This is a genomic window from Ruegeria sp. AP12, assembly GCF_056540025.1.
Genome location: NZ_JBQFVZ010000001.1, coordinates 821529 through 834432 on the forward strand (window position 1 = coordinate 821529; position 12904 = coordinate 834432).

Sequence of the window (12904 nt, forward strand, 5' to 3'; positions counted from 1 at the left end):
ACGTTATTTGCAAAAACCGTCATTCTTGCTGCGTTTGTTATCGTAGCGCTTGGGTGGCTTGCTGGCGGGGGGTCCGTCGATACTGATGCAGCCAATATGGTTGAAAAGTTGGATGGTAGCGTAATTTAAGCGCCGATCAGAACGAAGCAGAGGGAAAAGGGGCCTTTGGGCTCCTTTTTCTATTTCTGGCTATGCGCCCGCTGTGCTGTGCGTTTGAAAATAGGCGGCCAGTTGCGGCTGTAGCCACTGCCAAAGCTGCGGGGCACCGCCTTCAACCGCCGGTCGTACCCGTGTTTCCAGCTGAGCATAGGTTACGTTGTAATCGACCCACGACCCGCCACCTGTTTCCAGATTGGCCACCGGGGTCTGGAACCGGTCAACGGCCTTGGCAAACCGCGCATCCGGCGTCTCCGCCGCCTCGAACTCGTGCCACAGAGCCGCGAATTGCGTTTGCTGCGGTTCGGGAAGCAGGCCGAACAGACGTTTTGCTGCCGCCTCCTCTTTGGCGGTTTGGGCGGCGTGATCCACTTGTCCGTGGATCGGGTGATCTCCGGCGTCGATTTCGACGATATCGTGCAGCAACAGCATGCGCAGGGCGCGGGCCTCGGACACTCCGTCCTCGGCATATTCCGCCAAGACCCAAGCATAGAGCATAATGTGCCAGGAATGCTCGGCAGAATTCTCAAACCGGTCGGACGCCATCAGGCGCGAGGCGCGCAGGACTGTTTTCAACTGATCAGCCTCGGCCAGGAAGGGCAGGCGTGTTGTAAATGCGTTGGAGTCCGTATCCGCGCCGTCCAGCAGTGCCCGCGCATGACCAAAGGCCAAAGGGAAATCCTGCGCCAGATAAGCTGCGCGCCCACCGTCCAGATTATCTTGCACGACGTCAATATGATCGGCCCGAGGATGCTGCGCGCAGAGCACCTGAAATAGGGGCTGAGAGCGATCCAGAATTTTTGCAAAACGGGCGTCGGCGGATTGATCGGCCTCGAACTCCTGCCAGAGGCTTTGAAACTCCGCCGCCTGATCGGCGGGCAGCAGGCCAAACAGTTCCGAGGCCGCGGCTTGTTCAGCCTTGGCGACGGCCTGCCAGTCGGTCTGCAGATGGATCGGATGGTCGCCCACGATGATCTCAACCAGATCATGCAACAGCAACATGCGGATCACCCGGTCAATCGAAACCTCGGGTCCGGCCAATGGCTCCATGACCAAAGCCCAAAGGGCCAGATGCCAGCTATGCTCGGCCGAGTTTTCACAGCGGGACAGGTCCAGCAGGACGTTTGCCCGTTCCACTGTTTTCAACCTGTCGGCCTGTTTCAGAAAGGCGATTTGGGCCGACAGACGATCACTCATTGCTTTTCGATAGCTTTCACTTTTGAGCGGTGGTCGCTGAGACGCTTGATCACAAAGGTGCGCGCCTTGCGTTCCGCCATCCGGACGCGGATTTCGGTCAGAAATGCCTCTTCCAGCGATTGCGACGCCGCGCCCAGAACCTCACCCACCTCGACAAAGAACCGGTCGTCGCCGGTTTCGTCCATAACCTTCATCGTATCCTCGGCCAGTTTGGCGGCGAGGGTGGTGATGGTGTCAGACATCAGCGCGTGGTCTCGGTCAGGCGGCGTTTCACATAGTCGCTGACATCGGTGATCAGTGTATCCATGTGACGGTCCTGGAAGAAATGGTCTGCACCTTCGACCTCGTTATGGGTGATGGTGATGCCTTTCTGTTCATGCAGCTTGTTCACCAGCGATGTGGTGTCCGCCGGAGGGGCAACGCGGTCGGCTGATCCGTTGATGATCAGACCGGAAGACGGGCAGGGCGCCAGGAACGAAAAGTCATACATGTTCGCCGGGGGCGACACGCTGATAAAGCCCGTGATTTCGGGCCGGCGCATCAGCAATTGCATCCCGATCCACGCACCGAACGAAAAGCCAGCGACCCAGCAGTGTTTCGAGTTGTTGTTCATCGACTGCAGGTAGTCCAGAGCCGAGGCCGCATCGCTCAACTCGCCTACGCCCTGATCATATTCGCCCTGGCTGCGGCCCACGCCGCGGAAGTTAAAGCGCAACACGGTGAAACCCATGTTGTAGAACGCATAGTGCAGGTTGTAGACGACCTTGTTGTTCATGGTCCCGCCAAACTGTGGGTGCGGGTGCAACACGATGGCGATCGGTGCGTCTTTTTCCTTTTGCGGGTGGTAACGGCCTTCCAGGCGGCCTTCGGGTCCGGGAAAAATCACCTCGGGCATGTGTGCTTTGGTCCTGTCTTTTTCTTCCGAGAGCCCGGATATACTTGACGATAATCGTCGGGCACCTTAGAACGGTTCTAATATGTAGCGGCGCGTACCGTCGCTGTCCGTCGGAGATACGCACTGGCGGCGGCGGCGTCAATGATTTCGCGCGCATCTTGCCATGAGGGATTGTCAATGAAGCTTTCGACGAAAGGTCGTTACGCCATGGTTGCGCTGGCTGACATTGCGCTGCAGCCCTCGGATCAGCTTGTGACGCTGGGCGAGATCTCAGAGCGTCAGGACATATCGCTACCGTATCTTGAGCAATTGTTCGTCAAGCTGCGCCGGGCCGAGCTTGTGTCTTCGGTCCGTGGCCCCGGTGGCGGCTATCGACTGGCGCGCCCGGCCTCGGACATTCGCGTGGTCGAGGTTCTGTCAGCCGTTGACGAAACCGTTGACGCGATGACCAAAGGGGCAGGTGCATCCGGCGCGTCCTCGGGCAGTCGCGCGCAATCCCTGACCAATCGTCTGTGGGAGGGGTTGAGCGCGCATGTTTACGTATTCCTGCATCAGACGCGGCTGTCGGATGTGATCAAGAACGATCTGGCGCCTTGTCCTGCTGTTCCCAGCCTGTTCGCTGTGGTGGATGAGTAAGGCGATGGTGTTTCACGTTACAGGCAACCGAAAAAAGATGCATCCATGAATCGCGTTTATCTGGATCATAACGCGACCACGCCGTTGCGACCCGAAGCGCGGGACGCGATGATCGCGGCGATGGAGGTCTGCGGGAACCCGTCCTCGGTCCATGCAGAAGGGCGTGCCGCCAAGGCGCTGATCGAACGCGCGCGGGCGCAGGTCGCATCGGCCTTTGGGGCGGATGGAGCGGATGTGGTGTTCACTTCAGGCTCGACCGAGGGTGCGGCCTTGACGCTGGCAGGGCGCGATATGCATGGGCCCGCGATTGAACATGATGCAGTAAGAGCCTGGATTGATGAAGATATTCCTGTTTTATCAACGGGACTGGTTTCTTTGGAAGATCCGGCGCGCGCCACACTGCAACTGGCCAATTCCGAAACCGGTATTGTGCAGTCCTTGCCGTCGGGTCTGGCCGTGACGGATGCCACGCAGGCGTTTGGCAAATTGCCTGTTGCGTTCAATTGGCTGGACGTGCAGATGGCGCTGATCTCAGCTCACAAGCTGGGCGGGCCCAAGGGCGTTGGCGCGGTTGTGATGAAACGCGGCACTGATCTGGCGGCGCAGATCAAGGGCGGCGGACAGGAAATGGGGCGTCGGTCCGGAACTGAAAATGTGATTGGAATCGCGGGGTTCGGGGCTGCAGCTGAAGCAGCCGCGCGGGATTTGGCCAACGGTGTTTGGGAGCAGGTCGAAGAATTTAGAAATATTCTAGAAAACGCTCTTGAGGCCGGAGTTAAATCACCTATTTTTGTCGGGAAAGGTCAAAAGCGACTGCCGAACACTCTGTGTTTCGCGACCCCCGGCTGGAAGGGCGAGACGCAGGTCATGCAGATGGACCTGTCGGGTTTTGCAGTCAGTGCGGGCTCTGCCTGCTCCAGCGGCAAGGTTCGTGCCAGCGCGGTATTGACTGCAATGGGATTTGATGAGGTCACAGCAGCCAGCGCGATCCGCGTTTCGCTGGGTCCTTTGACAACAAAAGAGAATGTGCTGCGTTTCGCTGAAACGTGGCTTGAGAAAGAGAAAAAGCATCGCGCGCGCGCCGCGTGATCTGACGGAGGGTAAGTTATGGCCGCTTTGGACCAGACCCAGGTGAAAGAAGGTGTCGATCAGGAAACCGTGGATGCGGTACGCGAGGTCGGAACCTACAAATACGGCTGGGACACCGATATCGAGATGGAGTATGCGCCCAAAGGCGTGAACCCGGATATCGTGCGGTTGATTTCGGAAAAGAACGAAGAGCCTGAATGGATGACCGAATGGCGTCTGTCGGCCTTCGAGCGCTGGACCAAAATGGATGAGCCGAAATGGGCCATGGTGCATTACCCGCCGATCGATTTTCAGAACCAGTATTACTATGCCCGTCCGAAATCGATGGAGGAGAAGCCGAAGTCGCTGGATGACGTCGATCCCAAGCTGTTGGCGACTTACGAAAAGCTGGGTATCCCGCTGAAAGAACAGATGATTCTGGCCGGGGTCGAAGGGGCCGAAGATGCGCCCGCCGAAGGCCGCAAGGTCGCTGTGGACGCGGTGTTTGACTCGGTTTCGGTAGGGACGACATTCCAGGCCGAATTGAAAAAGGCCGGGGTGATCTTCTGTTCGATCTCCGAGGCGATCAAAGAACATCCTGAGCTGGTCAAGAAATACCTGGGCACCGTGGTCCCTGTGTCGGACAACTTCTATGCCACTTTGAACTCGGCCGTGTTCTCGGATGGCTCGTTCGTCTACATCCCGCCGGGCGTCCGCTGCCCGATGGAGCTGAGCACCTATTTCCGCATCAACGCGGAGAATACCGGTCAGTTCGAACGCACGCTGATCATCGCCGACAAGGGCTCGTACGTGTCTTATCTGGAAGGTTGTACTGCACCTCAGCGTGACACCGCCCAATTGCACGCGGCTGTGGTCGAGATCATTGTCGAAGAAGACGCCGAGGTGAAGTATTCGACCGTTCAGAACTGGTTCCCCGGGGACGAGAACGGCAAGGGCGGCATCTATAACTTCGTAACCAAACGCGCCGATTGTCGGGGTGATCGGTCCAAAGTGATGTGGACTCAGGTCGAAACCGGCTCGGCCGTGACCTGGAAATATCCGTCCTGCATCCTGCGCGGCAATGAAAGCCAGGGTGAGTTCTACTCGATCGCGATTGCGAACAACTATCAGCAGGCCGATACCGGCACCAAGATGGTTCATTTGGGCAAGAACACCAAGTCGCGCATCGTGTCCAAGGGCATCAGTGCGGGCAAGGCGCAGAACACCTATCGCGGTCTGGTTTCGATGCATCCGAAAGCCAAGGACAGCCGGAACTACACGCAGTGTGACAGCTTGCTGATCGGCGACAAATGCGGCGCGCATACGGTTCCGTATATCGAGGTCAAGAACAACTCGTCCCGCGTTGAGCATGAGGCGACGACGTCGAAGGTGGATGATGATCAACTGTTCTACTGCCGTCAGCGCGGCATGGATGAGGAAGAGGCCGTGGCGCTGGTCGTGAACGGGTTCTGCAAAGACGTGTTGCAGGCGCTGCCGATGGAATTTGCCATGGAAGCGCAGCAACTGGTAGCGATTTCACTGGAAGGCTCTGTCGGCTGATGACGCGGTCACCCCGGAACGGCATCCAGAAGGATGATGTGCTGACCTGGCTGGGCTATGCGCTGCCGGTTTTGGGCGGCCTGCTGGGGGTGGCTTACGTGAACATCAATCACATGGCTTTCATCAACCCGGTCTGGGCGGTTGGTGGTGGGGTAATCCTGGGTTGGATTGCTGCACGGCTGATCCGCAAGGTACTGGGATAGGGATTTATCGGGGCGACGATGCCCCTTGCGAGATGCAAAAGGACAAAACATGCTGGAAATCAAGAACCTGCACGTACAGCTTGAAGAAGAAGACAAGCAGATCCTCAAAGGTGTAGACCTTACGGTCGAGGCCGGCAAGGTACACGCGATCATGGGGCCGAATGGCTCGGGCAAGTCGACGCTCAGCTATGTGCTGTCGGGTCGCGATGGATACGAAGTGACCGACGGTTCGGCCACTCTGAACGGTGAAGACCTGCTAGAGATGGAGCCGGAAGAGCGCGCCGCTGCTGGTGTGTTCCTGGCGTTCCAGTACCCGGTCGAAATTCCGGGCGTCGGCAACATGACCTTCCTGCGTACGGCTGTAAACGCTCAGCGAAAGGCACGCGGGGAAGAGGAACTGTCGGCCGCCGACTTCCTGAAAGAGGTGCGCGCCAAGGCCAAGACCCTGAAGATCGACGCGGACATGCTGAAACGTCCTGTGAACGTTGGTTTCTCGGGCGGTGAGAAAAAGCGCAACGAGATCCTGCAGATGGCCATGCTGGAACCCAAGATGTGCATCATGGACGAGACCGACTCGGGCCTTGACGTGGATGCGATGAAGCTTGTGGCCGAAGGTGTGAACGCGCTGCGCGACGAAGGGCGCGGGTTCCTTGTGATCACCCACTATCAGCGCCTGCTGGATCACATCAAGCCCGATGTGGTGCATATCATGGCGAACGGTCGCATCGTCAAATCCGGTGGCCCGGAACTGGCGCTTGAGGTCGAAAACAACGGTTATGCCGACATTCTTGCCGAGGTGAACTGATGGCCTTGCCCGAAGTCAAACAAACCGCAACCGAGGCGCGGCTGGCAGCGCTGACCATGCCGGATGCCGGATGCACCCGCGCCGCGCGCGAAGATGCGCTGGCCCGCGTGCTTGAGATGGGTCTGCCCAACCGTCGCGACGAATATTGGAAATACACACGGCCCGACACTCTGGTCGCGCCTGCGGCCATGCCCGCTGCAGTCTTCGTGGATGATGAACCCTTGGTGTTCGACGAGTTCGACCGCCTCAAGATCGTGTTTATCGACGGTGTTTTCAGCGCCGAGGAATCAGATGATCTGACGCAGGAAGGCGTGAGCATTGATCGTCTGGAGGATATCTGCTGCAAGGATATCCACTGGGCCAAAGACCTGTATGGCGTTCTGGAAGCCCGCGGACAGGTTCCGGTGCAGCGCCCACTGGCCGCGCTGAACACCGCCTTTGCGTCGGACGGGGTTGCCATTCATGTAACGGGCAAGCCGTCCAAGCCGATCAACCTGATCTACCGGCACGAGTCCGCGACGTCTGACGCGATCCTGCACCACGTAATCCGCGTCGAAAGCGGTGCCGAGGCGACCATTCTGGAAACCGGCCCCGCCGCGTCGCGCTTCAACAAGTGTATGGAGATCGACATTGCCGATAACGGCACGCTGCATCACGTCCGCGCGCAGGGCAGGGATTGGGAGCGTCGGGCCGCGACCCATATGTTCACCCGTCTGGGCACCGAGTCTGTCTACAAGTCCTTCACCCTGACCGTGAATGGTGTGCTGACCCGAAATGAACAGGTTGTCGAACTGACCGGCGATGGCGCCGTCGCGCATGTGGCGGGGGCCTGTGTCGGCGATGGTGACTTTCACCACGATGACACCGTCTTCATCACCCATGATGCGGTAAATTGCGAAAGCCGTCAGGTGTTCAAGAAAGTGCTGCGCAACGGTGCGACCGGCGTTTTTCAGGGCAAGATCCTTGTGAAAGAAGGTGCTCAGAAAACCGACGGCTATCAGATCAGCCAGTCGCTGCTTCTGGACGATGACAGCCAGTTCCTCGCCAAGCCCGAGCTTGAGATCTACGCCGACGACGTGGCCTGCTCGCACGGCTCAACCTCGGGCGCGATTGACGAGACCGCGCTGTTCTACCTGCGCTCGCGCGGGGTTCCGACCAAGGACGCGACCAATATGCTGACGCTGGCGTTTCTGGCCGAGGCCGTCGACGAGATCGAAGACGGCGCATTGGCCGAGGCCATCGTAAGCCGTCTGGAAGGTTGGTTGGCGCGCCGCAGCTGATGCCTGTGTCGTCAGATATCGTTGCCACATACCGGGGGCCGGGGCGTGTCGTGCGCCGGCTTCTGGATATGGGTCCGCGCGAAGACCGGGCGCTGATTTTCGTCATGGCCTTCTGCATTGTGTCCTTCATCGCTCAGATGCCAAGCCTTGCGCGCCGTGCGCATCTTGAAGGGGTGGAGCTGAACATGCTGCTGGGCGGTGCCTTGCTGGGCTCGGTCTTTATCCTGCCGTTGTTCTTTTACAGTCTGGCGCTGATCTCGCATTGGGCCGCGCGTTTGGCGGGTGGCAAAGGGACGCCCTATGGCGCGCGTCTGGCGTTGTTCTGGGCCTTGCTGTCTTCCGCACCCTTGGTTCTGCTGAACGGACTGGTTGCCGGGTTCATCGGCTCTGGTCCAACGCTTACCCTTGTGGGTTTGATTTGGGTTGCCGTTTTTGTCTGGTTCTGGTTATCCGGACTGCGACAAGTACAAAGGTCCGCTGAATGAATACTCCGAACCTGGGTCAACTGGCGGTTCTGACGCTAAGACAACCCGCCGAGGCGGCGCGTCAGCTCTTGGCCCTGAACCCGGGGCGCGAGGTGCTGTGGCTGGCGTTTTTCCTTGCTGTTGTGCTGAACTGCATAATCCAGTTGGGCATTGACCTGTCGATTCCGGTTGTCGAAGGCGATGCTGGCCCGATTACGGAAAGCGTTCCGATTGTATTGGTTCGCTCGGCAGGTACGATGATGTTCAGCATCCTTGCCTTCCTGTTCGTCGGCCGTTTTCTGGGCGGAACGGCGCGGTTCGAGGGGATGATGGTGCTGATCGTCTGGGTGCAATACCTGCAGATCGCGGCATTGCTTGGCGTCCTGATCCTGAGCCTGACGATCCCGTTCCTGATGGCGGTGTTGCTGTTGGCCACCGCGATCCTGAGCCTCTACATCACGTTGCATTTCCTGAACGAAGCGCATCAGTTCGGATCGCTGTGGAAATCGTTCGGCGTGGTTTTGTTGTCCGCTTTGGTTGCGGTTCCTTTTGTCCTTATGCTCGCCCCCGTGGCGCCCGTCTAGGAAGACAACCCTATGTATGATGTGCAGAAAATCCGCTCTGATTTTCCGATCCTGTCGCGGCAGGTGAACGGCAAGCCGCTGACCTATCTGGACAACGGGGCCTCGGCGCAGAAACCTCAGGCGGTGATTGATGCAGTGACCCGTGCCTATGCCGAGGAATATTCGAACGTCCATCGCGGTTTGCACTACCTGTCAAACCTCGCAACCGAGAAATACGAAGGCGTTCGCGGCACGATTGCACGTTTCCTTGGGGTGGCGAATGAGGACGAGATCGTCCTGAATTCGGGCACCACCGAAGGGATCAATCTGGTCGCGTACGGCTGGGCCATGCCCCGGCTTGAGGCTGGCGACGAAATCGTGCTGAGCGTGATGGAGCATCACGCCAATATCGTGCCCTGGCATTTCCTGCGCGAACGGCAGGGCGTTGTTCTGAAATGGGTCGATGTGGATGCCGATGGCGGCCTTGATCCGCAGGCCGTTCTGGATGCGATTGGACCCAAAACCAAACTGGTGGCCGTGACGCAATGCTCTAACGTTCTGGGCACGGTTGTGGATGTCACAGCCATCACCCAAGGCGCCCATGCCAAGGGTGTTCCGGTTCTGGTGGACGGTAGTCAGGGCGCGGTTCATATGCCTGTCAGCGTCGATGAGATTGGCTGCGATTTCTACGCGATCACCGGGCATAAGCTCTACGGCCCCTCGGGGTCCGGCGCGATCTTCATCAAATCCGAGCGTATGGCCGAAATGCGCCCCTTCATTGGCGGCGGCGACATGATCAAAGAGGTCAGCAAGGACCAGATCACGTACAACGACCCGCCGATGAAGTTCGAAGCCGGAACACCCGGCATCGTTCAGACCATCGGTTTGGGCGTGGCTTTGGACTACATGATGGATCTGGGGATGGAGAACATCGCCGCCCATGAATCCAGCCTGCGCGATTATGCGATGCAACGCCTGACCGGGTTGAACTGGCTACAGGTCCAGGGCACCCGCCCGGACAAGGCCGCGATCTTCAGCTTCACGATGGATGGAGCAGGGCACGCGCATGACGTCTCGACCATCCTTGACAAAAAGGGCGTCGCCGTGCGCGCCGGTCATCACTGCGCGGGTCCGTTGATGGATCATCTGGGCGTTACTGCGACCTGTCGGGCGAGTTTTGGCCTGTATAACACCACCGATGAGGTCGACACGCTGATCGAAGCGCTTGAACTGGCGCATGATTTGTTTGCGTGAAACCTTGCCGGGACCCGCAGATTTCCAGTTGCACCCGACCCGGAACAAGGTTAGCTAACGGCCAAGGCACCTGTAGCTCAGCTGGATAGAGCGCTGCCCTCCGAAGGCAGAGGCCAGAGGTTCGAATCCTCTCAGGTGCGCCATCTTTCATTAGATTTAGGATCCGCACTCCGGTCGGATCGCCCGGTCGGATTGCATTGCGCAAAACAAACCCCCGTCAGAGGATCTGTGGGGGTTCGGAACAATTGGTTTTAACGAGGCGGATTAGCCGCGCCAGGTGCGGACCACGCCGCAATCCATATGTACGAAGTTCGACCGGTAGTATTGGCCTACACCGCCCGCGCGGCACGACATCGCCGCTTTGGCCATTTGCGAGACGGAACGCGAGCCAAGGCGAAGGTCTGCCGCCTGGCCTTGCATGTGCAGGGAGTTCCGGGCAACGCGGCGGGATCTGGAACGCAGCATGGCGTTTGTCTGCGGCGAACGATAGCCGGACAGCAGCATGTAAGGCTCGTTCACGTCCAGAAGATTGTGGGCGGCGGCCATGATGTCGACCGTGCGCAAATCCATGCTTTTGACCTGATCGGTCCGCCAGTCGCGCATGAAATGGTTCACTTCCTTGACAGCATCCTTGATGTATTTGCCGTCAACCCAATATATCATATCGATCCGTTCGCCTGTGCGACCGGAATACATGCGGATACGACGAATGTCGCCGCCGCCGCGAAGAAAACCTGCTGCATTGGAATAAGTCGGTGCTGCAGCAACTGCTGTGGCTGCGAATGCCCCCAATAGGGCACGCCGGGTCAAGCCCGATGTACTGCTCTTGGTCATTTTTGTTTCGTCCCGTACTGTTCCTGCCTGCGCACGATGTTACGCGCGCTGTATTAATATTTTCCCATCCCAGATGGCGAATTTATGGCACAATCGGATTCGGTCGCCAAGAAGTGTTTGATACTCACCTTTTCAAGGGGGAATTTTCGGCAGTTTTTTGCGCAGATGGGGCAACCGGCACATTTTTTGCGCAATTGAGGCGTTTCGGCACCGCTTCGATGCAAACGCGCATCAGGCCGAAATAGAAGAGGCCGAGTAAGGAATTTGTGAATAGACAAAGGCAGAGTGCAAAAATGATATTTGTTCGGCGCATCCCCATCAGCGCAAACTATTGAATAACCAAGGGCATCCCATGTTCTCAGTATTGCGGACCAGTACCAGTATCCTTGTCGCGGCATGTTTTGCGGCCACAGCAGCCATTGCCAACACAACGTCTGACCCGATTCAGGGCACCGCGTTTCAAATGGCTGTGGCCGAGCACACTCCGACATCCAGCGATATTGCGGCGTTTTACCGGACCAACGGGTTTTCGCCTGTCTGGGTCGGAGCCTCGCAAGATCATGCCGACCGGCGCGCCGCGTTGATCAACGCGCTGTCCAACAGCCATATGCACGGTCTGCCCTCAGCAGGTTACGATGTAGACGCGCTGGTTGAACAGATGCGGCAGGCGCGATCTGTTCGGGATTTGGGCGCGGTCGAGGCTGAACTGACGCGGGTGTTTCTGGCTTACGCCGACGATCTGTATTCCGGTGCCCTGCGCCCGGCCAGCATTGACGACGGGCTGGTCCGCAAGGTGGAACGGCGCAGCCCCGAGGAACATCTGCAGCAACTGAACACGCATGGTGCGGCCTATCTGGATCAGCTCGCACCGCAGACGCGCCAGTATCGTGCGCTGATGAAGCAGAAACTCGCACTGGAGGCTCTGGTCGATCAGGGCGGCTGGGGCGCGAGTGTTCCGGTGGCCAAGCTGGAACTTGGGGATTCAGGGCCAAATGTCATCAAGCTGCGCAACCGTTTGGTGGCGATGGGCTATCTGAAACCCACTGCCAGCCCTTCGTTTGATGCCACTTTGCTTGAGGCTGTTCGCAGCTTTCAAACCGCGCATGGGTTGGAGCCGGACGGTGTTGCCGGGCAGGGCACGATTTCGGAACTGAACCGCCCGGCATCGGACCGGTTGAAGTCGGTTCTGGTGGCGCTGGAACGCGAGCGTTGGTTGCCGCGTGAACGTGGGACCCGCCATATTCTGGTGAATCAGGCCGATTTCTCTGCCAAGATCGTCGATGACGGGCAGGTCACGTTCGAGACCCGCGCAGTAATCGGCAAAAACGTGCATGACCGCCGCAGCCCCGAGTTTTCGGACGAGATGGAGCATATGGTGATCAACCCCAGCTGGTATGTGCCACGCTCGATCATCACAAAGGAATATCTGCCCAAGCTGCAATCCAACCCGAATGCCGTGGGTCATATCCAGATCACCGATCGCAGTGGCCGTCAGGTCAACCGCGGGGCCGTGGACTTCACCCAATTCACCGCGCGCAACTTCCCGTTTGCGATGCGTCAACCGCCGAGCAAAAGCAATGCACTGGGGCTGGTGAAGTTCATGTTCCCCAACAAGTACAACATATATCTGCATGATACGCCTCAGAAATCTCTGTTCGCGCGCGAGGTGCGGGCCTTCTCGCATGGCTGTATCCGATTGGCGCAACCGTTCGAATTCGCCTATGCGTTGCTGGCCAAGCAAGAGGAAGACCCAAAAGCGTTTTTTCACCGAGTGCTGAATACCGGCAAGGAAACCACAGTGAAACTGGACCAGAAGGTTCCGGTGCATCTGATCTATCGCACCGCCTATATGGGCCCGAAGGGCGAGGTGCAGTATCGCCGCGACGTCTACAACCGCGACGCCAAGATTTGGGACGCGCTGCAAAAGGCAGGGGTAGCCCTGCCGGACGTTCAGGGGTAAGCACGGGGGCAAATCCTGCCGAAAGAAAG

At 58.4% G+C, this 12904-nt stretch carries 14 protein-coding genes and 1 tRNA gene; 11 read left to right on the forward strand and 4 right to left on the reverse strand.

The window, feature by feature from the left end; genetic code table 11:
- Positions 1–189: 189 nt before the first annotated feature.
- The 3 genes from ACR0E6_RS04115 to ACR0E6_RS04125 are packed head-to-tail and all read right to left on the reverse strand — an operon-like array spanning position 190 to position 2248.
- On the reverse strand, positions 190–1353 hold the full coding sequence (locus ACR0E6_RS04115) for an HD domain-containing protein (RefSeq protein ID WP_480581114.1): 1164 nt from the start codon (positions 1351–1353) through the stop codon (positions 190–192).
- Positions 1350–1595 carry a hypothetical protein gene (locus ACR0E6_RS04120; protein WP_170450608.1) on the reverse strand — a complete coding sequence of 82 codons (246 nt, stop codon included), beginning with the start codon at positions 1593–1595 and terminating at the stop codon, positions 1350–1352. The genes ACR0E6_RS04115 and ACR0E6_RS04120 overlap by 4 nt, the downstream gene beginning before the upstream one ends.
- Entirely contained in the window at positions 1595–2248 is a 654-nt protein-coding gene (locus ACR0E6_RS04125; RefSeq protein WP_170450609.1) for an alpha/beta hydrolase, read from the reverse strand. Before ACR0E6_RS04125 ends, ACR0E6_RS04120 begins: the two co-directional genes overlap by 1 nt.
- A 177-nt stretch (positions 2249–2425) precedes the next feature.
- On the opposite strand from ACR0E6_RS04125, the gene iscR reads away from it, so the two are divergent.
- From iscR to ACR0E6_RS04175, 10 genes are all read left to right on the forward strand, one after another.
- Positions 2426–2884, forward strand: coding sequence for a Fe-S cluster assembly transcriptional regulator IscR (gene iscR / locus ACR0E6_RS04130; protein ID WP_170450610.1), 459 nt, complete (start codon positions 2426–2428; stop codon positions 2882–2884).
- A gap of 45 nt (positions 2885–2929) precedes the next feature.
- Positions 2930–3973 carry a cysteine desulfurase family protein gene (locus ACR0E6_RS04135; protein ID WP_480581117.1) on the forward strand — a complete coding sequence of 348 codons (1044 nt, stop codon included), beginning with the start codon at positions 2930–2932 and terminating at the stop codon, positions 3971–3973.
- A gap of 18 nt (positions 3974–3991) precedes the next feature.
- Positions 3992–5512: a Fe-S cluster assembly protein SufB gene (gene sufB, locus ACR0E6_RS04140; protein ID WP_170518684.1), complete on the forward strand. Its 1521-nt coding sequence runs from the start codon at positions 3992–3994 to the stop codon at positions 5510–5512.
- Complete coding sequence (locus ACR0E6_RS04145) at positions 5512–5715, forward strand: hypothetical protein (protein ID WP_170450615.1); 204 nt, start codon at positions 5512–5514, stop codon at positions 5713–5715. Before sufB ends, ACR0E6_RS04145 begins: the two co-directional genes overlap by 1 nt.
- Before the next feature lie 49 nt (positions 5716–5764).
- Positions 5765–6520, forward strand: coding sequence for a Fe-S cluster assembly ATPase SufC (gene sufC, locus ACR0E6_RS04150; RefSeq protein WP_170450618.1), 756 nt, complete (start codon positions 5765–5767; stop codon positions 6518–6520).
- Entirely contained in the window at positions 6520–7800 is a 1281-nt protein-coding gene (locus ACR0E6_RS04155) for a SufB/SufD family protein (protein WP_170450620.1), read from the forward strand. Before sufC ends, ACR0E6_RS04155 begins: the two co-directional genes overlap by 1 nt.
- The gene (locus ACR0E6_RS04160; protein ID WP_170450622.1) at positions 7800–8285 is read left to right on the forward strand and encodes a YIP1 family protein; all 486 of its coding nucleotides are present in this window, start codon (positions 7800–7802) and stop codon (positions 8283–8285) included. Before ACR0E6_RS04155 ends, ACR0E6_RS04160 begins: the two co-directional genes overlap by 1 nt.
- Positions 8282–8848, forward strand: a complete 567-nt coding sequence (locus ACR0E6_RS04165) for a YIP1 family protein (RefSeq protein WP_170450624.1) — start codon at positions 8282–8284, stop codon at positions 8846–8848. Before ACR0E6_RS04160 ends, ACR0E6_RS04165 begins: the two co-directional genes overlap by 4 nt.
- 12 nt (positions 8849–8860) lie before the next feature.
- Positions 8861–10081: a cysteine desulfurase gene (locus ACR0E6_RS04170; RefSeq protein WP_480581121.1), complete on the forward strand. Its 1221-nt coding sequence runs from the start codon at positions 8861–8863 to the stop codon at positions 10079–10081.
- A gap of 66 nt (positions 10082–10147) precedes the next feature.
- Positions 10148–10224, forward strand: a tRNA-Arg gene (locus ACR0E6_RS04175).
- A 121-nt stretch (positions 10225–10345) separates the two neighbouring features.
- On the opposite strand, the gene mepK is transcribed toward ACR0E6_RS04175, so the two are convergent.
- Positions 10346–10915, reverse strand: coding sequence for a peptidoglycan L,D-endopeptidase MepK (mepK, locus tag ACR0E6_RS04180; protein ID WP_170450628.1), 570 nt, complete (start codon positions 10913–10915; stop codon positions 10346–10348).
- 352 nt (positions 10916–11267) lie between these two features.
- On the opposite strand from mepK, the gene ACR0E6_RS04185 reads away from it, so the two are divergent.
- Positions 11268–12875: a L,D-transpeptidase scaffold domain-containing protein gene (locus ACR0E6_RS04185; protein WP_170450630.1), complete on the forward strand. Its 1608-nt coding sequence runs from the start codon at positions 11268–11270 to the stop codon at positions 12873–12875.
- The last annotated feature ends 29 nt before the right edge of the window (positions 12876–12904 follow it).

Excerpts from the sequence above, each read along its gene's own strand:
- sufC (WP_170450618.1), top strand. The coding sequence starts at position 5,765 with ATGCTGGAAATCAAGAACCTGCACGTACAGCTTGAAGAAGAAGACAAG.
- mepK (WP_170450628.1), bottom strand. The coding sequence starts at position 10,915 with ATGACCAAGAGCAGTACATCGGGCTTGACCCGGCGTGCCCTATTGGGG.
- sufB (WP_170518684.1), top strand. The coding sequence starts at position 3,992 with ATGGCCGCTTTGGACCAGACCCAGGTGAAAGAAGGTGTCGATCAGGAA.
- ACR0E6_RS04135 (WP_480581117.1), top strand. The coding sequence starts at position 2,930 with ATGAATCGCGTTTATCTGGATCATAACGCGACCACGCCGTTGCGACCC.
- ACR0E6_RS04125 (WP_170450609.1), bottom strand. The coding sequence starts at position 2,248 with ATGCCCGAGGTGATTTTTCCCGGACCCGAAGGCCGCCTGGAAGGCCGT.
- ACR0E6_RS04160 (WP_170450622.1), top strand. The coding sequence starts at position 7,800 with ATGCCTGTGTCGTCAGATATCGTTGCCACATACCGGGGGCCGGGGCGT.
- ACR0E6_RS04155 (WP_170450620.1), top strand. The coding sequence starts at position 6,520 with ATGGCCTTGCCCGAAGTCAAACAAACCGCAACCGAGGCGCGGCTGGCA.
- ACR0E6_RS04145 (WP_170450615.1), top strand. The coding sequence starts at position 5,512 with ATGACGCGGTCACCCCGGAACGGCATCCAGAAGGATGATGTGCTGACC.
- ACR0E6_RS04165 (WP_170450624.1), top strand. The coding sequence starts at position 8,282 with ATGAATACTCCGAACCTGGGTCAACTGGCGGTTCTGACGCTAAGACAA.
- ACR0E6_RS04185 (WP_170450630.1), top strand. The coding sequence starts at position 11,268 with ATGTTCTCAGTATTGCGGACCAGTACCAGTATCCTTGTCGCGGCATGT.
- iscR (WP_170450610.1), top strand. The coding sequence starts at position 2,426 with ATGAAGCTTTCGACGAAAGGTCGTTACGCCATGGTTGCGCTGGCTGAC.
- ACR0E6_RS04115 (WP_480581114.1), bottom strand. The coding sequence starts at position 1,353 with ATGAGTGATCGTCTGTCGGCCCAAATCGCCTTTCTGAAACAGGCCGAC.
- ACR0E6_RS04120 (WP_170450608.1), bottom strand. The coding sequence starts at position 1,595 with ATGTCTGACACCATCACCACCCTCGCCGCCAAACTGGCCGAGGATACG.
- ACR0E6_RS04170 (WP_480581121.1), top strand. The coding sequence starts at position 8,861 with ATGTATGATGTGCAGAAAATCCGCTCTGATTTTCCGATCCTGTCGCGG.